This window comes from Enterovibrio sp. QJM3NY_24 (genome assembly GCF_057786035.1).
The window spans coordinates 885,008-909,776 of sequence record NZ_CM173519.1; the positions used below are offsets into that span (position 1 = coordinate 885,008).

Sequence of the window (24,769 nt, forward strand, 5' to 3'; positions counted from 1 at the left end):
AACTGGCCTTCGCCACGCTCGAGAGAAATTATTATGACACCGGCCATTACCCTCGCAGAGAAGTCAGGCATCGCATTCCACGTGCATAGCTATGAGCATGACCCTAACAACACTAATTTCGGCCTAGAAGCGGCATCTGTGCTTGGGCAAGATCCTACGCGTGTGTTCAAGACCCTGCTGTTTGCCATGAATGGCGACCCTAAAAAGCTCGGCGTGGCGATTGTTCCCGTTGTGGGGCAATTGGATTTAAAAGCGACTGCAAAAGCGGCGGGTGCCAAAAAGGCGGAAATGGCGAACCCCGACATCGCAGAAAAAACCACGGGTTATGTCGTGGGAGGGATCAGTCCGCTAGGTCAGAAAAAGCGTTTGCCGACACTGCTTGATGCCAGCGCTGCACACTTTAAGACGATTTATGTCAGTGCGGGTCGTCGTGGACTAGAGATCGAGCTATCACCAGCGGATTTGGTGGCGTTAACCCAAGGGAAGATGGCTTCAATTGGAAAGGAGAGCAAATGATGCACAAAGGGTTACCCGCATTCATGCTAGTGTGCTTACCTTTTTCTGCCGCGGCGGAGAAACCAGAATCAGCACTTTTGACGTGTTACAAAGCACACGAAACCCATGTTGAGGTGACCGCTTGCCTTGATAATCATTGGCAGGTTGCGCGGGTCGAATTGGACAGAACTACGGCTGCACTCAATGTGCACTTTGTAGAATTAGATCAAATTTCGTCGGGCTCTAACGCGGTTGCTGCAGAAAACAAAGCTGTTGCGAGTTTTGACGTGTGGCGAGAAGAGCAATGCGAAATGGTGGAGGTTAGCTACGCGTCTGGTTCCGGCAGTGGACAAGGTTATCTTAGTTGTATGATTGAACTCACTAATGAGCAGGTAGCTCGTTTAAATGGATTGATGGGCGCAAAGAGGAATACAGAGTGAGTTTGTCTGTTTGGTTAAGTCTGGTATTGGTATGCCTGTTAGGGGCGATGTCCCCAGGACCTAGCTTGGTTGTTATGGTGCGTCACAGCCTTGCTGGTGGGCGTTTGCACGGTATTGTCGCAGCATGGGCACATGCCTTGGGTGTGGGCTTTTACGCGTTGCTTACCTTGCTTGGGTTGGCTGTGATTTTAAAAGAATCGCCGATGGTATTTACGTTTATTACCTATGCAGGTGCTGCTTACCTTGCTTGGCTAGGGATTAAGTCGCTGCGTGCAAAAGGTGGCGTTGCGGCGAAACTTGAAAAAGGCGAGAAAACGACGTTATTGGAAGCGGCACGAGATGGCGCAATGATTTCGGTGCTTAATCCAAAACTGGCGTTGTTCTTTTTAGCGTTGTTCAGCCAGTTTGTCGCCATTGGTTCGGATACCTTTAGCCGATCTGTCATTGTGATCACGCCGTTCTTGATTGATGGGCTTTGGTATACGCTCGTCGCACTGGCTCTGTCATCCAGCCGTATGTTAGAAACGCTAAAACAAAATGCGGTATTGATTGATAAGCTATGCGGGTTAGTGCTGCTCGGGTTAGCCGCTCGTGTGATTGTGACCCTATAGGCTAGCAATCGTGTCAGTCGATTTGGCTGCGTATCAAACAACAAAAAAGGAGCGATGTATTCGCTCCTTTTTACGTTATTCGTGTCATTTTTTATCAGTGATGACGGACGCTAACTGCGGCGGTTCAAGTGGCGATCGCGCGTTTCTAGCTTCTTTTCTTGGCTCTTTTTAATCAAAACGTACACTGCACCTGCACCGCCCTGATGGCGTAGTGCTGAGTGGAAACATTGCACATCACTGATCTGTTCAAGCCACTGACAGACATAACTCTTCATTTGAGCCTGTGGTGTTGAACGTTCACCTTTTCCATGTACAACGATGACAGTGCGAATGTCCATACGTTGGCATTGTTTCAGGAATTTGAGGATCTCTTCACGCGCGTCTTTCAAAGTGAACTTGTGAAGATCCAGTCGCGCTTGGATATCATACTTGCCTAAACGCAGTTTTTTGAACACACCATCTTGTACACCTGCGCGCTTGTAACCAACGGTATCTTCCGGCTTAAGCATCTTGGCATAATCAAGAGAAAGGTACTGAGGATCGCCGTCAGAGAGTCGCTGCGCAGCAAGTTGACGAGCAAGCTGTGCGTCAGAGGGTTTGTGCGGATGGCTGGTTCTTTCCACCGTATCGTGATCAATCGGCGCTACATCAGCCATCATTTCCCGAAAAATATCGGACTCATTATTACCGTTCATAGTCGTTACGGATTGGTGAAGCATCGCTGGAGTATAATTGTAATTTGCGCGTAGGTCTTGTAGATCGTGCTGCGGAAAATGCAGGAATGGGAGAAATTGCGGCAAACTTCTTTTCTTATAATGAGAAAAAAAGGCCAGAGCGCCTTGTATACTCTGGCGTAAGCAACCAAATTTTTCAGTTAGCAGCTTCAATGAAATTAGTGCGTTTCAGGCTCTTGAAGCGCTTTGTAAACAAAGAAACCACCCATAAACGTGATCATGCCAATAGCAACAAAAATGACGATCATTGAGGAGAGGCCAATTGCGTTTCCGAAAAGTAGGTCTAACCAGAAGTCCATTTTTGTGATTCCTATGTCTGTGAAAGTTAAGACTAGGTTGCCAATTGGTGAACGATTCATCGATGATCCAGATCAAGTGAGCAGCGTGTTAGTGCCACGTGATAATTCAACTGTGTTCAAGGTCGCAATTTGCCTCGGATTGGTGATCCTTTGAGCGAACGGTCCGTAACGAGTAAAAATCATGATAAAATACTTGAGTCTCGTACAAGGATGAGTATTATAGCGACCTCTGAGACGCACTGCGTAAACAGCGATTGTCGGTGAGTAACGTGGTTTTTCTAACGCACTCGACACAAAGAAATACAGCAACACGTTCGGTGAATAGCGCAGCTTGGTAGCGCATCTGGTTTGGGACCAGAGGGTCGGGGGTTCGAATCCCTCTTCACCGACCACTATTTAAAGTGGTGAGATATCAATGAACGAGTTTCAAGATGGTCTTATCATTAGTTAGCATAACGGCTGACAAAGAACAACGTTCGGTGAATAGCGCAGCTTAGTAGCGCATCCGGATCTTGGGAATAGCGGAGCAGAGGGTGACCCTCTGAAAGCATCTCAAAAAAACGCAAAATCTCGGTGAATAGCGCAGCTTGGTAGCGCATCTGGTTTGGGACCAGAGGGTCGGGGGTTCGAATCCCTCTTCACCGACCACTTTCAGGTAGACAGCCGCCTCTGATGATTCAGAAAGAGTTGTATCGGTTCGGTGAATAGCGCAGCTTGGTAGCGCATCTGGTTTGGGACCAGAGGGTCGGGGGTTCGAATCCCTCTTCACCGACCAACCATTCGAAAGCCTCGCAGAAATGCGAGGCTTTTTTGCATCTGACGTAGAGTGAAACGCTGCACGTGAATAGCGTAGTTTGGTAGCGCATCTCTGCTTCTGAATAAAAGCGGACCAGAGGGTCGAGCGTGGAAGGCCGTCCCGCTTGATGGCAGGTCCTCGGAATGCCGAACCAATCGAATCCCTCTTCACCGACCAACCATTCGAAAGCCTCGCAGAAATGCGAGGCTTTTTTGCATTTGACGTAGAGTGAAACGCTGCACGTGAATAGCGTAGTTTGGTAGCGCATCTCTGCTTCTGAATAAATGCAGACCAGAGGGTCGGGCGTGGAAGGCCGCCCCGCTTGATGGCAAGTCCTCGGAATGCCGAACCAATCGAATCCCTCTTCACCGACCAACCATTCGAAAGCCTCGCAGAAATGCGAGGCTTTTTTGCATCTGACGTAGAGTAAAACGCTGCACGTGAATAGCGTAGTTTGGTAGCGCATCTCTGCTTCTGAATAAAAGCGGACCAGAGGGTCGGGTACGGAAGGTCGCCCCGTCCGAATCCATCTTCACCGACCAACCATTCGAAAGCCTCGCAGAAATGCTGAGGCTTTTTCGTTTTTTGGCTGCTGAGTGTGTAACAAAATCAGAATTGTCGCTGCGTTGGAGGGGGTGTTTACGTTAAACTGAATTCACTTTCAGCGCGTACCGCGCCCACGTTGTAAGGACATCTCATGCGCAAGTCATTCATCATCTGGTTCATTCTGCTTTTCGTGGTTTCTATGCTTGTCACAAATGTGGTGGTTAGCGGCTAAGTTTTACGACACACCTTCTCGCGACAGGAGCGCCGAAATGTCGCAATCGGCTTTTCGGCTTTCAGTTAACGATTCGATGGTAAACCCTTTGCTTTCGAGCAAAGCAAGTAAGCCCTCTTCGCCATAAAAATGAAGTGCACCGACAACAACCGTGTAAGTGCCATCAGTAAAGCGACCCGTATTACTTAATTGCTGTACCCAATTTTCATTTCTGTCTGTGAATATGACGTGTTCCAGCACACCCGCCTCTTGCATCATGTCATCAACGATTGCCGTCATGGTTTGGCTGTCGCCGCTTTCCCAAGCGCTGAACATGCAAGGTAGTAGTGCTTTCGAGTCTTCCCAGTAGTTCAGGGTATCTGCGAGTAGCGGTAGGCCGTCTTTTCCCATTGAAGCAATCATATCCAGTTGTTCTTGAACCGTTTCAAACGCAATGATTGGGATATCTTTTTTTTGCGCCAGAGAGAGAAAGTGCAGATCGACCCCAAGGGTTGCGTCGAGCTCAAACTGCTCACTTTGCGCCTGTTGAATGGCCATAGCTGCTTGCCATGGCGGCATGTTGTATAAGGCGATTTCGGGTACGCCAATCTCTTTGGCTATCTCCGTCAGACGGCGAAGTTCTTGTTTGTTCAAAAGAGATTTTGTCGTTGCTCCCTGCGGAATCTCAAACTGGGTATCTTTGTTTAGATCAGCTTCGACGACTAACCCTGTTGTGTGTGGGAAAGGGTCGAGAATACTGCTAGGAAGGGGATAGAAATCAGGTTTGCCCATATGGACAGACCCCATCAACACAAAAGTCAGTTGCCCTTTTTTTGCCTGCCAAACAGTGGGTTCTGCGGCTGTATAAGTGCAATAAAACAGTGAGATAAGAATTGTAATAACTTTTAACATTGAGCCTCCATGCTGATGAAATCAAAGTATGGAGACCCATTGCCAATAAGTCACTATGCGTTGTTAATTGTGGCTGTTAAAGACCATCGTCATGCCATTTTTTGAAAAGCCAATCACGTTATAGGCATCTTTTTGATCACCATATTCCATGCCAGGTGAGCCCATCGGCATGCCGGGAACCGCAAGGCCGGCTAGCTTAGGTTTTTCAGCAAGGAAGTTCTTAACGTCACTAGCGGGAATATGACCTTCAAATACGTAGCCATCAATCACAGCAGTATGGCAAGAAGCGAGCTGCGGTTTGATGCCAAACTTTTGTTTGATGGGGTTCATGTTCACATGGTCTTCAGCGGTCATCTCAAAGCCATTGTCTTCCATGTGCTTTACCCACTCTTTACAGCAACCGCAATAAGGGGATTTATACGTGATGCCTGCTGCCGCAAAAGTGCTTGCTGAAAGAAGAGCGAGGGAAAAGGCGGCAAGTTTAGGTAGAGTTTTCATGATTATCTCCTCAGTGTTTTTAAGATCTTTATCACCACGCGCACCTGTAAGGGCGCCTGGCTAAATGTTTAATTTTATTGTTTATCTTTCTTGCCAGATAGCCAGAACCACCAAATGATTAAAGCAATCAGGCCAATACCTATCAGATTAACCAACATGATTGCCTCCTTTGCGAGGTTTAAACCAGCGCAGTCGATTTGCGTTACTCACCACGGTGATGGATGACAACGCCATGGCTGCGCCTGCTACCACGGGGCTAAGCAATGCACCGGTGAGGGGATATAGCACACCCGCTGCAATGGGAATACCCAAAGAATTGTAAATAAATGCGCCAAACAGGTTCTCTTTCATATTGCGTAGCGTTGCTTTGGACAATTCTAACCCGTCTGTCGCTGCATCAATGGAGTGACGCATCAGGGTCATTTGCGCACTTTCAATCGCAACATCGCTACCGCTGCCAATAGCGATGCCTACTTCGGCTTTCGCAAGCGCAGGCGCGTCGTTAATCCCATCACCTATCATGGCGACTTTACGGCCTTGAGCTTGTAGCGTGATAATGGCGTCGGCTTTGCCATCAGGCAGCACCCCTGCAATCACGTCATCAATGCCTGCAAGTGCCGCGATGGCGTTGGCGGTGTCAGGGTGATCGCCCGTTAACATCACGACCTTGTAGCCCAAACTCTTCATGCGTGCGACGGCACTGACCGAATCATGTCGTAGTGGATCGCTGATGCCAATTAGACCGATCAACCTCGTACCTTGGGCGAGATAAACCGCCGTTTCACCGCGTTTTGCTTGTTTCGCTGCAGCGTCGCTTGCGCTGCTCACGTCCACGCTTTTTTCTTCCATCAGACGCGCATTACCTAACAGGTAAGTGTCACCGTCGATGACAGCTTGAAGCCCTTTGCCAGGAATACCTTCAAATTGGTCGATATTCGACAATGTCAGTGATTTGCTCTTGGCCGCATCGAGTACTGCTTTTGCTAGCGGGTGCTCTGAGCCTTGCTCTAAGCTTGCGGCGAGTTGCAGGACAACATTATCGTCGAGTCCAAAATTTACCAATGACGTGACTTGAGGTTTACCCTCTGTCAGCGTGCCAGTTTTATCCAAAACAACCGTATCGACGCCTGCCGCATGTTGAAGCGCTTCTGCATCACGGATTAACACGCCGAGCTCAGCAGCACGCCCAACGCCTGTGGTGACGGACATGGGCGTTGCTAACCCAAGTGCGCAAGGGCAGGCGATAATCAGCACCGTGGTCGCTGTGACCAGCATGAAGCTGAGTTTTGGGTCAGGGCCGAAGTTGTACCAACCCAGCGCAGTGAGAATCGCAATGATCATCACGGTTGGGACGAAAATCGACGATACCGTGTCAGCCATTCTTGCTAGAGCGGGCTTACTACTTTGCGCCTGACGAACAAGATTGATGATGCGTGACAACATGGTGTCGCTGCCAATGCCAGTGGCTTTAAACAACATGCTGCCGTTTTGGTTGACGGTACCCGCATGCAAAGTATCACCGAGCGTTTTTCTTACTGCCAATGGCTCGCCTGTGAGCATGGATTCATCGACAAAGCTTTCACCGCTTTCTACGACGCCATCGACAGGAATTTTTGAACCCGGCTTGATGCGAAGCACCATGCCAGCGGTGACGGCAGCCAATGGCACTTCACGCTCTTGACCGTTTTCCACAACCAACGCGTTTTGCGGTTGCAAATCGAGCAGTCGATCCAATGCTTTAGAGGTTGAAGCACGTGCTTTGGCTTCAATGGCATGACCAAGAGTCACCAAGCCAAGGATCATGGCTGTGGCTTCGAAGTAAACATGCCGAGCTTGCTCAGGGAACAGTGTTGGTACGACAACAACAGCAGTCGAATAAAGCCAAGCAGACCCTGTGCCTAGCGCCACCAAGGTGTCCATGGTGGCCCTATGATGACGCGCTGATTTATACGCATCGACAAAGAAATGTTTGCCTGCTGTGCACAGCAAGGCGAACGTCATGACAGCAACAATGCCCCATGCAATTTGGCTGGTGGTGCTGTCAACGGTCATTGAACCACCGAACAGACCCCATGCCATTAGCGGTGCGCCTAATCCTAACGCCAACCACGTATTGCGTTTGTGTTGAGTAAACTGCTGCGCATACAAGGTGGCTTGGCGCTCGCGACGTGTTGTTTCATCTTCACTAAGTTCTGCGCCATATCCTGCGTCTTCAACCGCGTGAATCAGTGCTGCGGCAGGGGCGTGACCGGACACCAGCGCGGTACGCTCAGCCAAATTGACGTTCACGCTATCAACGCCAGCAACGCCTTTTAGTGCGCCCTCAACCGAAGAGACACAGCTTGCGCAGCTCATGCCTGACAAAATGAATTGTTGTGTCACGCTGTCAGTTGTTTGGTTCGTGGTCACGGTATCTTTTACTGACTCAGCATCGATAGGCAGTGATGCTGATTGATCCACTGATTCAGTTTGTGTCTCAGCGTTAGCGTTAATGCCTGCGATCACTTCGTCTTGCAGATCTGGCACCTGATAGCCCGTTTTTTCGACAATAGCAACAATGCCCGCTCTGTCGATCGTGCCTGTCACTGTCGCCTCTGTTTTGCTCACAACGGCATCAAAAATGGTGTCGCTTTGCTCGAAGGCGCTGGTGAGTTTTGCAATGCAGCGTCCACAGCTCAACCCTGACAATGGCACGGTTAGGGTTTCACCTGCTTGATAGCCTAATGACTCGACAGCTTTGATAACCTCTTGAATAGGTGCATCGGCATTGATGGTCAGGGAGGCTTTATCTGCAGTGACAGAATGAACACCTTCAATAGGTTCAACCGCCGCCATGACTTTTCGGGCGCAGTTCATGCAGCTTAGCCCTGATAGGGGCAGAGTGATCAGCGCTTGTGCCTTTTGTGGCGTGGTTGCGTTTGTCATTTCAATGTCAGCCATAGCGGTAACCTTGTTGTGCATTTGCATGACTTGCAGTCAGGCAGGCTAATTGTTCATAATACAGAGCATAAACCTTCCATCAACTGTAAGGTCAAGCGTGAATTTGAGATCGGGAGTCATTGATGAAAATAAATGAGGTTTCTCGTTTAACGGGGCTGACAGCGAAGACTATTCGTTTCTATGAGCAAAAAGGGGTCATCAGTGAACCTGAGCGAAGTGAGAATGGATATCGCGCCTATAACGAATGTCATATCAATGAATTGCAAATGATCAAGCGTTCGAGATTGGTCGGGTTTAGTTTGGATGAATGCCAAATTTTACTGGATATGTCACGTAATCCAAACCGCCGCAGCGCTGATGTAAAACAAAAAGCGTTAGAAAAAATCGCTGAGATTGACGACAAAATCAAAGAACTTCAGGCGATGAAAACGTCGCTGAAATCCTTAGCGAGTGCATGTCCTGGAGATGAAAGTGCTTGCTGTCCCATCATCGAAGCTCTGTCTTCGAACAGTGAAAACGCATCGATGAGAACTGAAGACTGACGACCAATTAGTGTGCTGGCTAGCCACTTTCTCGTGCATCTGCTATCAGTATGGTTGGAACGACAATTACTCAACTGATGTTTAACACTTGTCGTGATTTGATACACAAAGACTTATGTATGCCCTTAACTGGGGAAGGTGCGTTGAAACCAAATTTGGGGCAACGGGTGGGTGGTTGAATCACTGACTCACAGAAAGAATAAAGACCGCTATCAAAGCGGCCTTTTTACATGTCGGTGCTAGTTTACACTCAGGCTTGTCGGAGCTTAAATTGATCCACAATTCCCTTCAGAGTGCTTGCTAATTGCGAGAGCTCATCAGTGGACTTAACCGTGGTTTCTACACCATCCGCACTTTTCTTCGAGATGATGCTGACTTCCTGAACATTATTATTTATTTCATTGGTTGCTGCGCTTTGCTCTTCACAGGCTGTGGCATTTAATGTGCTGAACTGTTGAATTTCACTGATGGCTTGAGTGATCGTATCGAACGCATCTCCTGACTTGCTAGCATCAGCCACACTAGATTGAACAATAGTGCTGCTCTTTTCCATACTCGTGACCACTTCACGTGTTCCTTGTTGCAGCCTTTCAATCAGTGACTGTATCTCTGATGTGGAATTTTGCGTTCTCTGTGCCAATCCTCTTACTTCATCGGCCACAACGGCAAACCCTCGGCCTTGTTCACCTGCACGGGCAGCTTCAATGGCCGCATTGAGGGCGAGTAGATTGGTTTGATCGGCAATACCTAATATCACATCTAGAATGCCGCCGATATTGTCTGTCTCCTGGGCGAGCTCATTAAGGCGATTGGCTGTTGTTTTCACTTCCCCTTCAAGCTGCTGGATACTGCTGATGGTACCTTGTACCACCTTCATGCCTGACTGAGCATGACCGTGAGCTTCATCGGCAAGACGCGCCACTGACTCGGCGTTAGCAGATACTTCCCCAACAACACTGGCCATTTCCTGCATACCAACAGCAACTTGGTCGGTCATTTTTAACTGGTTTTGCGCCCCTTGGCTGGTTGCGTGGGTGGTTTCCCCCAGCTCGTTTGACGCGTTTGTTAATCGGTCGCTGGCTTTAGCCATGTTACTGATAATGTTACTGAGGCTTTCTGATGTTGCAATCAGCGCATTTTGCAGCTCACCAACTTCGTTCTTGTGACCTTTATCAAGATTGAAGGTCAGGTCGCCTTTTGCGAGCTGCCCTGCTGCGATCACCACTTTGTTGATGGGCTTGGTGATGGAGTTAGAAACGAAAATACCAAAAGAAATCGCCACGATAATGGTAAGCAGCCCACCGAAAATGATTACGTTTGATGCGACGGTTGATGCTTGGTGGGCAGCAACGTAGCGTTGATCTTTTAAGCTCTCTTCCACCGCAACAATAGCTGAGACTTTTTCTCTCAGGCCATCCATAAAAGCTTTACCTTCTTTTTTAGATAGCTTGTTGAACAAGTCTGATGTTGTTGCATATTGATTGGCCTCGCGAACCGTTGCGATGGCTTTTTCGGCATAGTCGTCAATCCAGCCATTTGCATCTGCCGCGAGTTTTGTGCCCTGAAGCGTTTTTAGAATGTTGTTTACCGTTTCTTTGCCTCCCAGGTACGGCTCCAAATATTCCTCCTGGCGGTTGAGCATAAAGCCACGTAAGCCAGTTTCCATGTTCACCATAGCTTCAAGAAGGCGAGTGCCAGCGAGACCAAAATTTCCTGTGGCAATTTCTGCGCGAAGGCCATCAAATTTTTCCTTACCAATACCGGAAGCAATAAGTTCTTTGAGTTGGATATTGGCTTTTTCACCTTCACGAATATCTTTTCGCAAAGTGATAACACCCTCTGCATAGGCATCCCATGCAGCGGCATCTTTGGCCACATCGTCGAATCGTATTTGCTGAGCGGGATTATCACTGGTAAGTTTTTTGACTGTTTTCAGCCTTTCATCAAACGCGGTGATCCCAGCGTAATAAGGCTCTAAATAGTCATCACCGCCACCGATAGCAAATCCTCTTAAACCCGTTTCTTTGTCTACCATCGCGTTGACAAGGCCATTGGAGTTATCGATGACTTTGTAAGTGTGGCTCACCATGTCAGCGGTTTTATCCATGGTGTTGATCCCACTCCACGCAATACTACAAAGCACCACGAGTAACGAAGCTGTGATCAAATTACCGACGAGTAGTTTTGATTTGATGGTTAACTTTTTTATTAACAAGGCTTTTCCTCCACTGGCGTACTTTGTCGAGCAGGATTGATACTCATTAGCTGCAAGTTCAAGGTTTAGTGTGGTTCAAAAGTGAGACTTTTGCTGTGTGTTTTTGTGGGCAGTGATGATTTTAAAGAGGAATAACCCCTATAGATAAGGGGCTATATAATAATGAGGCAATGATGATTTATTTCAGTGGTGTGTCAATTAGTAGAGCAGTGAGTAGAGCTGGCGACGATAACGGCTTGCTATCTCATTGCCTTGCCCCAGTGCAGCGAGAAGATCCATCATGGTCTTTTTCGCGTCGCCGTTGGCACAGTTAAGATCTTTACGTAATAGACCAATCAAGATCTCCAACGCTTCTTCTTGTCGGCTAACTTGGCTGTACTGAACAGCGAGTTCATAGGCGACTTCAGCATTGCTTGGGTCTGCTTCATATGCTTTCTCAAGCTCGCGAATTTCCGGTGTGTCAGCAGCTTGCTTGTGCAGTTCAACTTTGGCAACGAGCGCCTTGTATTGCGCATCCTGATCTTGCATTAACACGGTCGCAAGAATCGCTTCTGCCGCATCATATTGCTGGGTTTCGACATGACATTCCGCCAAGGCCAACTTATAGGCTCCCGCCTCACTCAGCGTGGCTTCTAGTGCCTTCAATTGCAGCAGTGCTTCTGCGTGGTTACCTTCAGCAATTTGTGCCAGTGCTTGCTTGAATGCCATTTCATCTTGGCTAGGCAGATGACGCGTCAGCATTTCACGAATAGTGTCTTCGGTTTGTGGGCCCGCAATACCATCGACAGGTTGCCCATTGCTGAACAGGGCAATGGTTGGTAAAGCGCGCACGCCAAACTGTTGCGCCAACATTTGTTGCTGCTCACAATCGAGCAATGCCAGTGTGAACGCCCCTGCGTATTCATGTGCCAGTTTTTCGATTGCAGGAATGATTTCCGTACTTTCAGGACTCATCTGAGCCCAAAAGTGGATCAGGACGGGTGTTGTTACTGAGTTTTCCAGCACTTGCTGAAAGTTTTGCTCGGTAAGTTCAACAATGTAATTAGGTTGCATGTTATCGCCTGATTAAAGGAGTAATGCTGTAAAGGTGGGGGGAGAGCACCGAAAATTCAAGGCATTAGCGCACGAAATTAGTGCTTGATGGCAAAGATGAGAGTTTTCATGGCTATCACTGGCGAGAAATGAAAAAGGCCACTGATAATCAGTGGCCTTCCTCTTGGCGTTTGTCGATATGAAACGCTGACTTAGAACACAAGCAAAATAGCCAGCGTTACACTCAAACAGAGCCAGTTCAATTGGCTTAAGGACATAGTCCGGCTCCTTGAGGGGAATTATTGTTTTTGTTTTCGTCCCCGTTTACGGCCTGATCCGACTCACATCACGTTGAAGTTGAAGGGTGGGGCAGGTGTTTCACGGTACAGGGTTAAGCCTACCGATCATTTATGACAAAAATATGAACCTGATAAGATTGTTTTTCAGCGGTTTTTGGGAACCAATCGACAGTTACTGCCTTTAGCCTCCTTTCGCCAACAGACGGTCAAGCATGCTTGCGGGGAGCAGTCTTTTACATATCGCCATATAGTGGGTCGGTTTTGTCACACGGTAACGGATTTTTGCGTTTGGCGCGGTTAGTGCGTGTAACAAAGGTGCAATGATCGCTTCTGATGGCAAAGTATATTTGTTGGTGGAATGCTCGCTTTCGAGGCGTGATTGTTGGGCGAGATAATCTTTTTTAAAGCGGCTGGTATTGAGATTGATAGCCCGAAGAAACGCATCAAGCGCGTTGGCGCGAAAGCGACTGTCGATCGGACCCGGTTCAATCAAACTGATTTGAATGGGGGTGCCTTTTAGTTCCAGTCTGAGTGTGTCAGTCCAGCCTTCCACCGCAAATTTGCTGGCGTTGTATGCGCCGCGAAACTTCAGCGCAATAAAACCCAGCACAGAGCTGTTTTGCACGATACGGCCTTTGCCATTTGCCATCATCATCGGGATAACGGCTTGAGTAAGCGTGTGCCACCCAAAGAAATTGGTTTCAAATTGTTTCCGAAGTGCATCGGTGGGGAGGTCTTCTAATGCACCGGGTTGGCCGTAAGCGCCATTGTTAAATAAACCATATAGCTTTCCGCCAGTGTGTGTTCTGACTTCTTCAACCGCAGCAAGAATGCTGTCTGTGTCCGCTAAATCGAGCTGAATGCAATTCAGTCCTTCGGCATTTAGTCTTGCCACATCTTCTTTTTTTCGACATGACGCAATGACATCAAAGCCCTTCTTTGCCAATGCGTGGGCGCAAGCGTAACCAATTCCCGTTGAACATCCAGTTATCAAAACGGTATTTGTCATTGTTTTTACTATCCTTGTTTGTTCAGATGAGGGAGAAGTTGTTCGGTCATAAATTCGGCAATCCAAGGTTGAGCAATTTCGTTTGGGTGGAGGCCGTCAGACATCATCCATCCTTCGGTCAATACCACCTTCTCCATAAAAAACGGAATAAGTGGGATTTGCATTTCTTTACTCAATGTCAGATAGATATCAGCAAAGGCCTTGCTGTATCGTTGACCATAGTTTGGTGGGATCTGGATCTGCATGATAGCGACATTTGCGCCACTTTCCTGACTGAGGGTGATCAATTTGGCGAGGTTGTTGCGTACTTGCTTGGGTGGAAAGCCTCGCAGCCCGTCATTTGCGCCTAACTCTATGAATACCCAATCGGGAGAATGCTGTTCAAGTAAGGCGGGTAAACGGTGGAGGCCATTGCCACTGGTGTCTCCCGAAATACTGGCATTAATGACGCGTTCGATAGGGCTAGCGGAAACAACGTTAGGCTCTAAGAGGCTTGGCCAACTTTTTTCAATGGGCATCTGGTATCCAGCACTTAGGCTGTCACCCAATACAAGCAGCGTCTGCGCCGCAGCGCTTTGACTCAGAATTAAAAGACAAAAAGAAAGGATGCGAATCATGACAACTCCAGTGATCAGGGCGAAAAATGTTTCAAAAAAAGTAACAACGAATACGCAGTCTCTGACCATATTGCAGGATGTTTCGCTTCAGGTCGAGCAAGGGGAAAGTATTGCTTTGGTGGGCGTTTCTGGTGCAGGCAAGTCAACACTAATGACACTGCTTGCCGGATTGGATACACCAAGTACCGGAGAAATCGAATTATTGGGCAAGCCTCTTAGCCAGCTTGATGACGATCAGCGTGCTGCACTGCGGGCTGAATCTATCGGGTTTGTTTTCCAAAGCTTCCTGCTTGTGCCTTCTTTGACTGCCCTGGAAAACGTACTGCTTCCTTGCACGATTCGCGGTGAGGATGAAGACGAAGAACGCGCCATGGAATTGCTTGCCTCAGTTGGGCTCAATGGCCGTGAAACCCATTTGCCTTCGCAGCTTTCTGGCGGTGAGCAACAGCGCGTAGCCATTGCACGAGCGTTTATGACCAAGCCTCGTGTGCTGTTTGCGGACGAACCGACAGGCAACCTTGACCAGCACACCGCAGCAACCGTGATTGACCTGCTTTTCTCTCTCAACCGCGACCACGGAACAACACTGATCTTGGTGACTCACGATCCTGCTTTGGCTGATCGTTGCCACCGAACCTTGCATCTTAATGCGGGTGAAATGGTGGGGGCGGCATGAGGAAGAATTTGGTTTGGCGCTGGGCGTGGCGTGAATTGTTTCATGGTCAGCTTTGGCCTGTTGTTGCGGCGCTTGCACTTATTATTGCTTGTGTCTTTGCGCTGTCGGCATTGGCGGGGCGTATTGAGTCTGTTTTAACCCAGCAAGGCCGCTCGATGCTGGCGGCGGACTTGGTGCTTCGCAGTAACCAGCCTTTGGCACCAGAGGTACTGACTGCACTTGACGCTTCCGGCGCGGAAGGCTCCGATCAAACGCGCTTTGGCACCATGGCATTCAGTGACAACAACATGCAACTCATCACCGTGAAGGCGGTAGAGAGCAACTATCCGCTACGTGGGGCGTTGGAGCTACAAAGTGACGCCGAGATGCATGACAAGGTTCAGCCGGGCGAGTTGTGGCTGGAAGAGCGCCTTTTCTCACTGCTGGACGTGAAACGCGGGGATCAGGTTGATGTGGGAGATTTAACCCTCACGGTGTCCGGGATGATCGTTTCAGAGCCTGAGTTATCTTTCAATCCGTTTAGCCAAATGCCAGCGGCATTGATGCACCAAAGCGATGTTGAAGCCGCCGGTGTTGTGCGCCCTGGCAGTCGAGTCAGCTACCGTTATTTCTTTCGTGGCAGCGACAATGAATTAGCCGCTGTAAAATCTGTATACACCCTCACTGACGGTCAGCGTTGGATTGACGAAAACGACGGGGATCGCACCGGTGACATGCTTGAGCGCAGTCGCGGGTATTTGTCGTTAACCGTCGTGTTGGTCATCATCATGGCAGCGGCGACCTTGTTGCTGACTTGCCAACATTACGCGGACAGTCGCACCCAAACATTAGCCATGGTCAAAAGCCTTGGGGCACAACGAAGTTGGGTTCGTCGCTGGCTAGCAAGGCAGTTGCTGATGTTGATGGTCATGGCGACCGTGCTGGGCTTGGGCATTGGCGCAGCGCTGGAATACTTACTGCGCCTGCCTTTGGCTGATGTGTTGCCCTCGCCACTGCCAAGTTATGGCATGTTGCCGTGGATCTTAGGCCCATTAGTGGCTTTGCTGGTGGCATTACCTGCGCTGGGTATTCCGCTGATCCGTTTAATTGAAGCCCCAGCAATGAGTGTGCTGCAAGAACAAAGCAAAGTGCGAGCAAGAAAGAATCCCTGGAGCTGGGCGCTTGCCTCTGTGCCAATCTTAGCGCTGATTGCTTGGTCCTACGACAATCGCTTGCTGTGGCTGGTGTTGGCGGCACTGGTGCTTATGCTTAGCCTGCTGGCAGGGCTTGGCGTTATGGTGCTTCGCTTTGCACAAAAACGCGTAAAACGACCTGCATTCAAACTGGCCTTGAGCCGGATTACCCGTAATCCTGCTTCGAGCGGTGCACAACTGGGTGCATTGGCAACCTCCTTCATGCTGCTGTCGATTATCTGGCTGCTAAGAACGGACCTGTTAGAAGATTGGCAACAGACCTTGCCGGTTGATGCACCCAATGTGTTTGCCCTGAACATCGCTAAACAAGAGTTGGATGATTACCTGTCTCGTGTTGATGAAAACAACATTGAACGATCGGAAGCGTACCCGATTATTCGCGGCAGATTGATAGGTAAAAACGGCGACAACTATGCGGATCTTGAGCCTAATCGTGAGGAGCGTGATGAAGCGTTACGTCGCGAGCTGAACTTCACATGGCGAGACACATTGCCGAGCCACAATGAGGTATTGCAAGGTACTTGGCCAAGTGAAGGCGGTGTATCTGTCGAAAGCGGCATTGCTGAACGTCTTGGTTTACGTTTGGGCGACGAGCTAACTTTTAGCGTCAGTAGTCAGGAGTTTACTGCCACCGTGAACTCAATTCGCGATGTGGAATGGCGAAACATGAAGCCAAATTTCTACTTCATATTTGACCCTGCGCTCGTGGAGACACTGCCAGCGAACTGGCTGATAAGTTTTCGTTTGGAGCAAGAGCAAAGCGATGTTCTCAATCAGTTAGGCCGTGATTACCCCACCATAACCTTGCTCGATTTGCGCACCATGAGTGGCAGAATCCAAGTGATTTTGAAGCAAATCAGTTTGTCGTTGTCGGTACTGGCTGGCTTGGCGGTGGTGAGTGGTTTATTGCTGTTGCTGACCTTGCTGCGCATTACCTTGTCAGAACGACAACGTGAAATCATGCTGTATCGTACCTTGGGCGCGAGTAAGAAGCGTATCAATACTACCTTGTGGGCGGAATACGGCATCATGGCCTTTGTTTCGGGTTGCATGGCGGTGGGGGGGGCAGAATTGGCGATGGCAGCGCTGTTGAAGTGGGGCGTCGAATTGCCTGTTCGCTTACACCCAGAAGTTTGGCTTAGCTTGCCCACGCTCGCGGTTGGATTGGTTTTCTTAACCGTCGCATGGATGATAAGAGGGTTGCTACAGCCGCTTAGACAATAATGTGTTGAAAATACGAAAACCAAAAAGGCACGTGAAAACGTGCCTTTCTTTTTCTCTCTTTTGTTTCTTTTGAAAATTCGCGGTCTTGCTGTATTTATGATTAGGCTGATTGGTGGCTCACGTAGCAGGTTGCTAACTCAACAGATCGTCCAATGCCGGCGGCAAGTCAGGATACTCGAAACCAAACCCGAGATTTTCTAGTGCTCGAGGCATCGCGCGTTGCCCTTCTAACAGCAGTTGACCCGCTTCGCCTAACATCAAGGATATCGCCACTTTTGGCGTGAAAAGCAGGTGAGGACGTTTCAGGGTTGCAGCCAGTGTTTTGCTGAAGGCTTTATTGGTGACGGGATGCGGGGCTGTGAGGTTAAAGGGCCCGCGTGCTTCTGCATGCTCAAGCAGAAAGATAATGCCCGATACCATGTCATTAATGTGGATCCACGGAAAATACTGGCTGCCATCACCAATGGAGCCGCCCAGTCCGAATTGATAGGGCAATAACATTTTCTTGAGAGCGCCGCCTTCTTTGCTCAGCACAATCCCCGTGCGCAGCAGGCAAACGCGGGTATGGTCTGAATCGGCTTTCATCGCGATTTTTTCCCAGTTTGCACAAACTGAGTGAGCAAAATCAGTCGCATCAACCTTCAGTGATTCATCGACGATTTTATCGCCTTGATCGCCATAATAGCCAACGGCAGAGCCACTGATAAAGGTATGAGGAGGCGTTTCAGCCGCAAGGATATGATTCACCAGTTTTTCAGTGATCCCCCAACGACTGGTGCAAATAATGCCTTTTTGTTGTTCCGTCCATCGTTTGTCAACAATAGGTTCGCCTGCCAGATTAATGACCGCGTCAATGCCATTGAAGTCTGATAGCGCATCCAGCTCTTTAATCAGGTGAACTCTGCTGGGTAACTTTTTCTTGGTCATCTCTGGTGAGCGGGTAAGAACAGTGACCTGATGATGTTCCAGTTGAGCGATGAGCGCACGACCAATTAAGCCCGTTCCCCCAGTGACAAGAATGTGCATGGGAATAATCCTTTCGATGAACGATAAGATTAGTATGCATTCAATCGGTTAAATGATCACTATCTCGCCAAATACAGAAATGACCACGATAGCGATTTTAAAGAAAACCTTGTTACCTTTATCACCCTATAGACATTGTGGGATGGCAAATACCTGTACAGTGGCTCAGGGTTATAAAGACAGCATATACTCAAGCATCTTGAGGTTGTTTGAGTATATCGTCTTTATTATTGGTTTGCCGTTCGTACTCGGGAAGCGCTAGTGACTTGAGTATATTCAAATGGAATGAGTGTGAAGGGATTTACTGCATTGCTCACCGCGATGTTAGGAAGCTTTAAAGATTTGTTGCCTATCATCTTGGTCATTGGTTTTTTTCAGGTCGTCGTCTTGCAGCAGCCGTTGCCAGACTGGATTTCAATTGTCATCGGCCTAGTTCTCGTCGTGATGGGGCTAACGTTCTTTGTTTTTGGTTTGGAGATGGGCTTGTTCCCCATCGGTGAATCCATGGCTCACGCGCTGGCGAAAAAAGGCAGTGTATTTTGGCTAATGGTGTTCGCGTTTCTGCTGGGTTTTGGTACCACGATTGCCGAACCTGCACTCACTGCTGTCGCAGCAGAGGCCGCAGAAGTGGCTGCTGAAGGGGGGATGATCCCTCTCACCGAAGAAGCGCAGTCTTCCTATGCTAATGGCCTTAGGCTCACGGTCGCCTTTTCGGTTGGCTTTGCCATTATGTTGGGTGTGTTGCGCATACTCAAAGGCTGGCCTATCCACCGTATTATCATTGGTGGCTACATGCTGGTGGTGGCGATGACCATGGTTGCGCCGCGCTATATTATTGGCATCGCCTACGATTCAGGCGGTGTGACTACATCCACCATTACCGTGCCGCTTGTGACCGCATTAGGCGTTGGTTTAGCCACTGTGATTAAAGGGCGCAACCCGATGATTGATGGCTTTGGTTTGATTGCCTTTGCCTCCCTGTCCCCGATGATATTCGTCATGGTTTACGGGATGGTGGCGGTATGACCCTATTCCTTTCCCTTATCCCAACCTTTTTCGACACCTTACTTTCGACGGTCAGAGACGTATTTCCTATCGTCTGTATCATTTTTGGCTTTCAGTTTGCGGTTTTACGCAAACCTGTGGTGAACCTAAAGAAAATCATTTTCGGTTTCGCCTACGTTATTTTAGGGCTGTCTTTGTTTTTGATGGGGCTCGAAATGGCCTTGTTCCCACTTGGCGAGTCGATGGCAATTCAGCTAACTGCACCGGAATTTCTATACGGTGAAGGCGCGGTCATGCCCGCTGTGGTGGATTGGCAGCATTACTATTGGGTGTACATTTTTGCTGCGGCCATAGGCTTTAGCACCACAGTGGCAGAACCTTCCTTGATCGCTGTGGCAATAAAGGCGGCGCAGGTGTCGGGGGGCGCGATCAGTGTAAACGGGTTGCGATTTTCAGTGGCGCTCGGGGTATCGTTCGGTATCTCGTTGGGCTGTTATCGTATTGTCGCCGGCGATCCTATCCATTACTACATTATTGCTGGCTACGTATTGGTGGTTATTCAAACCTTTTATGCGCCCAAATTTATTGTCCCGCTAGCATATGACTCAGGCGGGGTAACAACATCTACGGTAACGGTGCCGTTAGTGACTGCACTAGGCCTTGGCCTTGCCTCCACGGTTCCAGGGAGAAGCCCATTAATTGATGGTTTTGGTTTGATTGCCTTTGCCAGCTTATTCCCAATGATCACCGTCATGGGATATGCACAGTTAACCGAGTGGTCAGCAAAACGCGGATCGGCTCAAAAAGAAACGAGGGAACCATAATGCGATTCAAACTGATTGTCGCTTTCATTGAAGATTCAAAAACCGATGCGGTGCTTGATGCCGCAAGGAAGGCAGGAGCGACGGGTGCGACCGTCATTAACAATGCGCGAGGTGAAGGGCTCACCAAGCAGAAAACCTTTTTTGGTTTGACCCTTGATGTGCAGCGTGACGTACTGCTTTTTGTGGTGGAAGAGCACCTCGCTCGCAGTATTTTGGAGACCATTAATCAAGTTGGCGAGTTTGATGCGACGTCTGGAAAAGGGATTGCCGTACAGTTAGATATCGAAGATGCGGTCGGTGTGGCGCATCAAGTGCAAGAATTGAGTAGCGTGATTGGGGATGAATTATGAAAGTAACGAAACGCGTTGGTGACGTCATGAAAGATGATTTTGCCGTAGTAGACGGATTAATTACCGTTGCTGAGGCAATTCGCATTGCACGAGATAAGCATATCAAAGCACTTGTGGTAGATAAGCGTGATGAAAATGACGAATACGGTTTGGTGCTGATGAATGACATCGCCAAAAAGGTACTGTCACAAAATCGCTCGCCTGAACGCGTTAATATTTATGAGATCATGACCAAGCCCGCATTGGGTGTGTCGGCAAACATGAACGTAAAGTATTGCGCTCGACTGTTTGAGCGTTTTGGTATTAGCCGAGCGCCAGTGATCGATAATGGCGAAGTCTTGGGTGTCGTGAGTTACAACAGTATCGTCATGTATGGGATGTTGTCGGACTAGGCTATGTGTTGAGATCACTGCGCGTTGGGTTGGAAAAGCCTTAGCGGTCGTTATGTCCCAAATCACGATCAGGATCGAACACATCGCGGACGCGTTGTTTCAGCACCTTGGCTTCGGGAAAGCCGCCATCGCGTTTGCGCTCCCAAATGATCACCCCATTGCAGTGGACTTCAAAACGTCCGCCGGTATCAGGGTGAAGTGTAAGGCCGCCAATTTCCTCACTGAAGGTAGAAAGCAGTTCTTGCGCCATCCACGACGATCGTAACATCCAGTTGCATTGACGGCAGTAGTAAATATCGATATTCATTTTGTCCATGATGTTCCTTACCATGCGCTCCAAAGCAGTTTTAGTCCGATAGCGAACGTGAGCCACTCAAAGGCGACTTTTATCAGCTGATTGCTGTACTTGTCAGCCATGTAAGCGCCCAAGTAACCGCCGAGTAACGACCCAACCAGTAGTGCGGGTATCCAAGGCCAGTAGATATCGGCGCCGGCGACAGCAAGTGTTATCGCCCCTAATCCATTCCAAAAGATACCGACGCTGACCAATGTAAGCGCAACGGCCTGTTTGTAATCTAAACCGAACCATCGTACCAAAAACAGCGTCACGAAAAGCCCTGTCCCCGCGGTTAAAGAGCCATTGAGTATGCCAATCACACTTAACCCGATGCAGCCTATTACCAAGCCCAAGGTGTCACGATGTTTCGGCTCTGCATCTTGTCCCAAGCTTTTTCGCATTCGGGAATAGAGACCGAGCGCAATGATCAGCGCTCCCAGCAGTGCTTCTGCCAAAGGACCGGGTACAAACAAGATAAGATTCGCACCTGTTATCACGCCCGCAGCACCAGCTAAAACCACATAAAGCGTGAGTGTGGGGTCGAGGTTACCGCTTCTCCAGTGTTTCAGTGCTGCACCCAAACCAAGGGCAACAGACGCCACTTTGTGGGTCGCAAGCGCGATAGAAAATGTCAGACCAAGGAATAACAACAGGGGAAGTTGAAGTAAGCCAGCGCCGCCGCCAGCGAGAGAGGCGAGGGTATTTGAGATCAGTGAGCCGACAAATAGGCCAAAGGTTGCGAGAATATCCATATTCGCTCAGTTAACAAGAGATTGGTTGGCAGTCGTTATGCTGCGATTGAGTGTTGATACCACGGCGAGAGAATGGTTACCAGTAACACAGAAAAGAAAAAGCCTGTGACGAGCACAGGCTTTAGTTCGAAATGAAAGGTAAGTGATTACCAGCCTTTCACTGCGCCACCGTCAAAGATGTCCATTGCAGCACTGAATACCGCATCAGATTGGTAAGCCTGAACGAATTGCTGAACGTTCTGCGCTTGAACATTGTCAGTACGAGCAACAATCAGGTTCACGTACGGAGACTCTTTATCTTCAACAAAGACACCGTCTTTTTCTTGTGAAAGACCAATAGTCGCTGCATACGTGCTGTTGATGATTGCGAGGGTCACATCGTCCAGTGAGCGTGGAAGTTGCGCCGCTTCTAGCTCAACAATATCCAAGTTCTTTGGGTTGCCTACGATATCCAGTACCGTTGCTTGAAGGCCTACGCCCTCTTTCAACGTCAGCAAGCCTTGCTCTTCAAGAAGAATCAAAGAACGGCCTAGGTTTGTTGGGTCATTAGGTACCGCGATTTGAGCGCCGTCTTGGATTTGCTCAACAGACGTCACTGTGTTTGAGTAACCCGCAATTGGGTAAACCAAGGTGTTACCTGCAATAGTGAATTTGTAACCACGGTCGCTGATCTGCTGGTCCAAGTATGGCTTGTGCTGGAAAGCATTGGCATCAATGGCGCCTTCTTCCAGTGCTGCATTCGGCGAAACGTAATCCGTAAACGTCACCAGTTCCACGTCTAAGTCATATTTTTCTTTTGCCACTTTTGCTGCGATTTCGGCAACTTGCTCTTCTGCACCCGCCATCACACCGATTTTCACTTTGGTCAGATCGACCGCTTTTTCTTCACCGCAGCCGGTAAGTACTAGTGCTGACGCTAAACCTAGAGCGGTGGCGATTTTTTTAAGATTGAAAGTCATTTGCGCATCTCCTATGAGCTTAAATTTCCATTATTTTTGATTTTCTATATTTATCTGTGGTCGACCCGTTTTACGAAGTAATCACCGGCCGATTGAATCATTTGCACCAGTATGACGAGCATGACAATGGTGATCATCATGACGGTGCCATCAAAGCGTTGGTATCCGTAGCGAATGCCGACATCGCCCAAGCCACCGCCGCCAACAGCTCCCGCCATCGCGGAATAGCTCACCAGCGTGACCAAGGTGATCGTTACGCTGTTCACGATGCCAGGCAGGGCTTCTGGTAACAAAACCTTACGGATGATTTGCAGCGGTGTGGCACCCATTGCTTGCGCCGCTTCAACAAGACCTGAAGGCACTTCGATGAGCGCCCCTTCAACAAGGCGAGCAATGAAAGGAATAGCGCCAACAATCAAAGGCACGATGGCTGCGGCTGTGCCGATCGAGCTACCCACCACAAGGCGAGTAAACGGAATGATGGCAACCAGCAAAATGATGAAGGGGATAGAGCGACCAATGTTCACTATGGCCCCTAAGCTGCGATTAAGTAGCTTGTTTTCCAGCAAACCACGTGGTTTGGACAGATGAAGCAAGACACCTAAAGGAATACCAAACACAAAGCCGATGAAACCTGAAACAAACACCATGGTGAGGGTTTGGCCGAGTGCATCAATCAATAAGCCTACAAGTCGTTCGTTTTCAGCGAACCAGCCAGAAATGGCAGCAATATTAAGCGACATAACCAAGCACCTCGATGTTGACGTTGTGTTCTTTTAAGTATTCCAATGCGCGTGTGACATCTGGTGCATCACCGAAAAACTCTGCCAGCATTAGGCCGAATTTCACGCCGCCGGCGTAATCCATGTCTGCACTTAGGATGCTCACATCGATATTGAATTTGCGCGAAACTTGGCTCACCAATGGGGCATCCACGCTGGTGCCAGTAAATTCAAGACGCACCAAGGGCGGCAGTGAGCCGGTATTTTCAACTTGCAGACGCGCTGCGTAATCTTGAGGAATCGACAGATTTAGGGTGGCACGAATAAAGTCGCGGGCAAGCTCGGTTTTTGGATGGGCGAAAATATCGCCGACCGTGCCTTTTTCTACCAATTTTCCGTCACCGATAATTGCCACTTCATGACAGATGCGCTTTACCACATCCATTTCATGGGTGATCAGCAAGATAGTTAAACCTAACTTTTGATTAATCGTTTGCAGCAGATTCAAAATTGAATGGGTGGTGGCAGGGTCCAAGGCGCTGGTGGCCTCGTCGCATAGCAGGACTTTTGGGTCACTGGCGAGTGCGCGCGCAATCGCCACGCGTTGCTTTTGACCGCCGCTCAGATTCGCCGGATAAGTATCGTGCTTGTCTTCAAGGCCGACCAGTTCGAGTAGCTCGGTCACTTTCTTTTGGATATTTGCCTGTTCTTTGCCTGCTAGTTCGAGTGGCAACGCCACGTTATCAAATACAGTGCGGGAAGAGAGCAAATTAAAGTGCTGGAAGATCATGCCGATCTTTTGGCGTTCTCGCGTCAGCTCTGACGCTGAAAGGCGGGTGAGTTCAACACCATCGACGCTCACACTTCCGCTTGTTGGGCGTTCCAACAAGTTAACAATACGAATCAAGGTGCTTTTACCTGCGCCAGATGCGCCGATAACCCCAAAAATTCTGCCCTGTGGAATGTGAAGGTCAATATCACGCAAAGCATGAATTGTTTTCACGCCCTGCTTGAATTCTTTATTAACCTGACTAATTTCGATCATAATCCATCCTGGACAAAATTGTGTTAAATAATCGTTAAAATGTAGTGATAATCGTTGCTTTTGTTCTT

25 protein-coding genes and 3 tRNA genes are annotated in these 24,769 nt (G+C 48.8%); 13 read left to right on the top strand and 15 right to left on the bottom strand.

What is annotated here, in order from left to right; genetic code table 11:
• Nucleotides 1-33: 33 nt before the first annotated feature.
• From ybaK to AC3CIC_RS03840, 3 genes are read left to right on the top strand one after another with little or no spacing between them, the layout of a single operon-like run.
• Nucleotides 34-516 carry a Cys-tRNA(Pro) deacylase gene (ybaK, locus tag AC3CIC_RS03830; RefSeq protein ID WP_394213620.1) on the top strand — a complete coding sequence of 161 codons (483 nt, stop codon included), beginning with the start codon at nucleotides 34-36 and terminating at the stop codon, nucleotides 514-516.
• Entirely contained in the window at nucleotides 513-935 is a 423-nt protein-coding gene (locus tag AC3CIC_RS03835; protein ID WP_488515388.1) for a lysozyme inhibitor LprI family protein, read from the top strand. Before ybaK ends, AC3CIC_RS03835 begins: the two co-directional genes overlap by 4 nt.
• Nucleotides 932-1,546: a LysE family translocator gene (locus tag AC3CIC_RS03840; protein WP_488515389.1), complete on the top strand. Its 615-nt coding sequence runs from the start codon at nucleotides 932-934 to the stop codon at nucleotides 1,544-1,546. The genes AC3CIC_RS03835 and AC3CIC_RS03840 overlap by 4 nt, the downstream gene beginning before the upstream one ends.
• Before the next feature lie 110 nt (nucleotides 1,547-1,656).
• Here the strand turns inward: AC3CIC_RS03840 and smrA are convergent, their stop codons facing one another.
• The gene (smrA, locus tag AC3CIC_RS03845; RefSeq protein WP_083248031.1) at nucleotides 1,657-2,241 is read right to left on the bottom strand and encodes a DNA endonuclease SmrA; all 585 of its coding nucleotides are present in this window, start codon (nucleotides 2,239-2,241) and stop codon (nucleotides 1,657-1,659) included.
• A gap of 197 nt (nucleotides 2,242-2,438) precedes the next feature.
• On the bottom strand, nucleotides 2,439-2,579 hold the full coding sequence (locus AC3CIC_RS03850) for a DUF3149 domain-containing protein (protein ID WP_016960630.1): 141 nt from the start codon (nucleotides 2,577-2,579) through the stop codon (nucleotides 2,439-2,441).
• Nucleotides 2,580-2,894: 315 nt separating this feature from the next.
• Here AC3CIC_RS03850 and AC3CIC_RS03855 point away from each other — a divergent pair.
• From AC3CIC_RS03855 to AC3CIC_RS03865, 3 genes are all read left to right on the top strand, one after another.
• Nucleotides 2,895-2,971: transfer RNA gene (locus AC3CIC_RS03855), tRNA-Pro, on the top strand.
• A gap of 179 nt (nucleotides 2,972-3,150) precedes the next feature.
• A tRNA-Pro gene (locus tag AC3CIC_RS03860) sits at nucleotides 3,151-3,227 on the top strand.
• Nucleotides 3,228-3,277: 50 nt separating this feature from the next.
• Nucleotides 3,278-3,354, top strand: a tRNA-Pro gene (locus AC3CIC_RS03865).
• An 802-nt stretch (nucleotides 3,355-4,156) separates the two neighbouring features.
• Here AC3CIC_RS03865 and AC3CIC_RS03870 read toward each other — a convergent pair.
• The 3 genes from AC3CIC_RS03870 to AC3CIC_RS03880 all read right to left on the bottom strand — a co-directional run bounded on the left by AC3CIC_RS03870 (nucleotide 4,157) and on the right by AC3CIC_RS03880 (nucleotide 8,482).
• Entirely contained in the window at nucleotides 4,157-5,044 is an 888-nt protein-coding gene (locus AC3CIC_RS03870) for a TraB/GumN family protein (protein ID WP_488515390.1), read from the bottom strand.
• A gap of 63 nt (nucleotides 5,045-5,107) precedes the next feature.
• Nucleotides 5,108-5,542, bottom strand: a complete 435-nt coding sequence (locus tag AC3CIC_RS03875) for a DUF411 domain-containing protein (RefSeq protein WP_394213447.1) — start codon at nucleotides 5,540-5,542, stop codon at nucleotides 5,108-5,110.
• Nucleotides 5,543-5,689: 147 nt separating this feature from the next.
• Complete coding sequence (locus AC3CIC_RS03880; RefSeq protein WP_488515391.1) at nucleotides 5,690-8,482, bottom strand: heavy metal translocating P-type ATPase; 2,793 nt, start codon at nucleotides 8,480-8,482, stop codon at nucleotides 5,690-5,692.
• 122 nt (nucleotides 8,483-8,604) lie between these two features.
• Between AC3CIC_RS03880 and cueR the strand changes: the two genes are divergently transcribed.
• Nucleotides 8,605-9,024: a Cu(I)-responsive transcriptional regulator gene (cueR, locus tag AC3CIC_RS03885; protein WP_017004711.1), complete on the top strand. Its 420-nt coding sequence runs from the start codon at nucleotides 8,605-8,607 to the stop codon at nucleotides 9,022-9,024.
• Between the two features lie 250 nt (nucleotides 9,025-9,274).
• Here cueR and AC3CIC_RS03890 read toward each other — a convergent pair whose 3' ends face one another.
• The 4 genes from AC3CIC_RS03890 to AC3CIC_RS03905 all read right to left on the bottom strand — a co-directional run bounded on the left by AC3CIC_RS03890 (nucleotide 9,275) and on the right by AC3CIC_RS03905 (nucleotide 14,196).
• Complete coding sequence (locus AC3CIC_RS03890; protein WP_488515392.1) at nucleotides 9,275-11,239, bottom strand: CHASE3 domain-containing protein; 1,965 nt, start codon at nucleotides 11,237-11,239, stop codon at nucleotides 9,275-9,277.
• A gap of 198 nt (nucleotides 11,240-11,437) precedes the next feature.
• On the bottom strand, nucleotides 11,438-12,292 hold the full coding sequence (locus tag AC3CIC_RS03895; RefSeq protein ID WP_488515393.1) for a tetratricopeptide repeat protein: 855 nt from the start codon (nucleotides 12,290-12,292) through the stop codon (nucleotides 11,438-11,440).
• A 459-nt stretch (nucleotides 12,293-12,751) separates the two neighbouring features.
• On the bottom strand, nucleotides 12,752-13,579 hold the full coding sequence (locus AC3CIC_RS03900; protein WP_488515394.1) for an SDR family oxidoreductase: 828 nt from the start codon (nucleotides 13,577-13,579) through the stop codon (nucleotides 12,752-12,754).
• Between the two features lie 8 nt (nucleotides 13,580-13,587).
• Nucleotides 13,588-14,196 carry an arylesterase gene (locus AC3CIC_RS03905; RefSeq protein WP_016959331.1) on the bottom strand — a complete coding sequence of 203 codons (609 nt, stop codon included), beginning with the start codon at nucleotides 14,194-14,196 and terminating at the stop codon, nucleotides 13,588-13,590.
• On the opposite strand from AC3CIC_RS03905, the gene AC3CIC_RS03910 reads away from it, so the two are divergent.
• Together AC3CIC_RS03910 and AC3CIC_RS03915 are read left to right on the top strand one after the other, a co-directional pair.
• On the top strand, nucleotides 14,195-14,872 hold the full coding sequence (locus tag AC3CIC_RS03910; protein WP_016959332.1) for an ABC transporter ATP-binding protein: 678 nt from the start codon (nucleotides 14,195-14,197) through the stop codon (nucleotides 14,870-14,872). The two genes, AC3CIC_RS03905 and AC3CIC_RS03910, sit on opposite strands and share 2 nt — an antisense overlap.
• A complete protein-coding gene (locus tag AC3CIC_RS03915) occupies nucleotides 14,869-17,289 on the top strand; it encodes an ABC transporter permease (protein WP_488515395.1) in 2,421 nt (806 codons plus the stop codon). The genes AC3CIC_RS03910 and AC3CIC_RS03915 overlap by 4 nt, the downstream gene beginning before the upstream one ends.
• Before the next feature lie 132 nt (nucleotides 17,290-17,421).
• Here the strand turns inward: AC3CIC_RS03915 and AC3CIC_RS03920 are convergent, their stop codons facing one another.
• A complete protein-coding gene (locus AC3CIC_RS03920) occupies nucleotides 17,422-18,315 on the bottom strand; it encodes a TIGR01777 family oxidoreductase (protein ID WP_488515396.1) in 894 nt (297 codons plus the stop codon).
• A 291-nt stretch (nucleotides 18,316-18,606) separates the two neighbouring features.
• Between AC3CIC_RS03920 and AC3CIC_RS03925 the strand changes: the two genes are divergently transcribed.
• From AC3CIC_RS03925 to AC3CIC_RS03940, 4 genes are read left to right on the top strand one after another with little or no spacing between them, the layout of a single operon-like run.
• A complete protein-coding gene (locus AC3CIC_RS03925; RefSeq protein ID WP_016959335.1) occupies nucleotides 18,607-19,341 on the top strand; it encodes a DUF1538 domain-containing protein in 735 nt (244 codons plus the stop codon).
• Entirely contained in the window at nucleotides 19,338-20,144 is an 807-nt protein-coding gene (locus tag AC3CIC_RS03930) for a DUF1538 domain-containing protein (RefSeq protein ID WP_016959336.1), read from the top strand. Before AC3CIC_RS03925 ends, AC3CIC_RS03930 begins: the two co-directional genes overlap by 4 nt.
• On the top strand, nucleotides 20,144-20,494 hold the full coding sequence (locus AC3CIC_RS03935; protein WP_016959337.1) for a P-II family nitrogen regulator: 351 nt from the start codon (nucleotides 20,144-20,146) through the stop codon (nucleotides 20,492-20,494). Before AC3CIC_RS03930 ends, AC3CIC_RS03935 begins: the two co-directional genes overlap by 1 nt.
• Nucleotides 20,491-20,886 carry a CBS domain-containing protein gene (locus tag AC3CIC_RS03940; RefSeq protein WP_016959338.1) on the top strand — a complete coding sequence of 132 codons (396 nt, stop codon included), beginning with the start codon at nucleotides 20,491-20,493 and terminating at the stop codon, nucleotides 20,884-20,886. Before AC3CIC_RS03935 ends, AC3CIC_RS03940 begins: the two co-directional genes overlap by 4 nt.
• Before the next feature lie 40 nt (nucleotides 20,887-20,926).
• Here AC3CIC_RS03940 and AC3CIC_RS03945 read toward each other — a convergent pair whose 3' ends face one another.
• From AC3CIC_RS03945 to metN, 5 genes are all read right to left on the bottom strand, one after another.
• The gene (locus tag AC3CIC_RS03945; RefSeq protein ID WP_016959339.1) at nucleotides 20,927-21,202 is read right to left on the bottom strand and encodes an Rdx family protein; all 276 of its coding nucleotides are present in this window, start codon (nucleotides 21,200-21,202) and stop codon (nucleotides 20,927-20,929) included.
• A gap of 8 nt (nucleotides 21,203-21,210) precedes the next feature.
• Nucleotides 21,211-21,975: a sulfite exporter TauE/SafE family protein gene (locus tag AC3CIC_RS03950; protein ID WP_488515397.1), complete on the bottom strand. Its 765-nt coding sequence runs from the start codon at nucleotides 21,973-21,975 to the stop codon at nucleotides 21,211-21,213.
• 146 nt (nucleotides 21,976-22,121) lie between these two features.
• Nucleotides 22,122-22,934: a MetQ/NlpA family lipoprotein gene (locus tag AC3CIC_RS03955; protein WP_371733046.1), complete on the bottom strand. Its 813-nt coding sequence runs from the start codon at nucleotides 22,932-22,934 to the stop codon at nucleotides 22,122-22,124.
• 50 nt (nucleotides 22,935-22,984) lie between these two features.
• Entirely contained in the window at nucleotides 22,985-23,677 is a 693-nt protein-coding gene (locus tag AC3CIC_RS03960; protein WP_016959342.1) for a methionine ABC transporter permease, read from the bottom strand.
• Nucleotides 23,667-24,701, bottom strand: coding sequence for a methionine ABC transporter ATP-binding protein MetN (gene metN, locus AC3CIC_RS03965; protein ID WP_488515398.1), 1,035 nt, complete (start codon nucleotides 24,699-24,701; stop codon nucleotides 23,667-23,669). The genes AC3CIC_RS03960 and metN overlap by 11 nt, the downstream gene beginning before the upstream one ends.
• Nucleotides 24,702-24,769 lie beyond the last annotated feature (68 nt).

What these genes read in the sequence shown, in the direction of transcription:
- AC3CIC_RS03850 (WP_016960630.1), bottom strand. Translation starts at nt 2,579, where the DNA reads ATGGACTTCTGGTTAGACCTACTTTTCGGAAACGCAATTGGCCTCTCC.
- AC3CIC_RS03915 (WP_488515395.1), top strand. Translation starts at nt 14,869, where the DNA reads ATGAGGAAGAATTTGGTTTGGCGCTGGGCGTGGCGTGAATTGTTTCAT.
- AC3CIC_RS03875 (WP_394213447.1), bottom strand. Translation starts at nt 5,542, where the DNA reads ATGAAAACTCTACCTAAACTTGCCGCCTTTTCCCTCGCTCTTCTTTCA.
- AC3CIC_RS03945 (WP_016959339.1), bottom strand. Translation starts at nt 21,202, where the DNA reads ATGGACAAAATGAATATCGATATTTACTACTGCCGTCAATGCAACTGG.
- AC3CIC_RS03895 (WP_488515393.1), bottom strand. Translation starts at nt 12,292, where the DNA reads ATGCAACCTAATTACATTGTTGAACTTACCGAGCAAAACTTTCAGCAA.
- AC3CIC_RS03960 (WP_016959342.1), bottom strand. Translation starts at nt 23,677, where the DNA reads ATGTCGCTTAATATTGCTGCCATTTCTGGCTGGTTCGCTGAAAACGAA.
- smrA (WP_083248031.1), bottom strand. Translation starts at nt 2,241, where the DNA reads ATGAACGGTAATAATGAGTCCGATATTTTTCGGGAAATGATGGCTGAT.
- AC3CIC_RS03880 (WP_488515391.1), bottom strand. Translation starts at nt 8,482, where the DNA reads ATGGCTGACATTGAAATGACAAACGCAACCACGCCACAAAAGGCACAA.
- AC3CIC_RS03940 (WP_016959338.1), top strand. Translation starts at nt 20,491, where the DNA reads ATGAAAGTAACGAAACGCGTTGGTGACGTCATGAAAGATGATTTTGCC.
- AC3CIC_RS03950 (WP_488515397.1), bottom strand. Translation starts at nt 21,975, where the DNA reads ATGGATATTCTCGCAACCTTTGGCCTATTTGTCGGCTCACTGATCTCA.
- AC3CIC_RS03955 (WP_371733046.1), bottom strand. Translation starts at nt 22,934, where the DNA reads ATGACTTTCAATCTTAAAAAAATCGCCACCGCTCTAGGTTTAGCGTCA.
- AC3CIC_RS03905 (WP_016959331.1), bottom strand. Translation starts at nt 14,196, where the DNA reads ATGATTCGCATCCTTTCTTTTTGTCTTTTAATTCTGAGTCAAAGCGCT.
- AC3CIC_RS03935 (WP_016959337.1), top strand. Translation starts at nt 20,144, where the DNA reads ATGCGATTCAAACTGATTGTCGCTTTCATTGAAGATTCAAAAACCGAT.
- metN (WP_488515398.1), bottom strand. Translation starts at nt 24,701, where the DNA reads ATGATCGAAATTAGTCAGGTTAATAAAGAATTCAAGCAGGGCGTGAAA.
- ybaK (WP_394213620.1), top strand. Translation starts at nt 34, where the DNA reads ATGACACCGGCCATTACCCTCGCAGAGAAGTCAGGCATCGCATTCCAC.
- AC3CIC_RS03835 (WP_488515388.1), top strand. Translation starts at nt 513, where the DNA reads ATGATGCACAAAGGGTTACCCGCATTCATGCTAGTGTGCTTACCTTTT.
- AC3CIC_RS03870 (WP_488515390.1), bottom strand. Translation starts at nt 5,044, where the DNA reads ATGTTAAAAGTTATTACAATTCTTATCTCACTGTTTTATTGCACTTAT.
- cueR (WP_017004711.1), top strand. Translation starts at nt 8,605, where the DNA reads ATGAAAATAAATGAGGTTTCTCGTTTAACGGGGCTGACAGCGAAGACT.
- AC3CIC_RS03920 (WP_488515396.1), bottom strand. Translation starts at nt 18,315, where the DNA reads ATGCACATTCTTGTCACTGGGGGAACGGGCTTAATTGGTCGTGCGCTC.
- AC3CIC_RS03900 (WP_488515394.1), bottom strand. Translation starts at nt 13,579, where the DNA reads ATGACAAATACCGTTTTGATAACTGGATGTTCAACGGGAATTGGTTAC.
- AC3CIC_RS03930 (WP_016959336.1), top strand. Translation starts at nt 19,338, where the DNA reads ATGACCCTATTCCTTTCCCTTATCCCAACCTTTTTCGACACCTTACTT.
- AC3CIC_RS03910 (WP_016959332.1), top strand. Translation starts at nt 14,195, where the DNA reads ATGACAACTCCAGTGATCAGGGCGAAAAATGTTTCAAAAAAAGTAACA.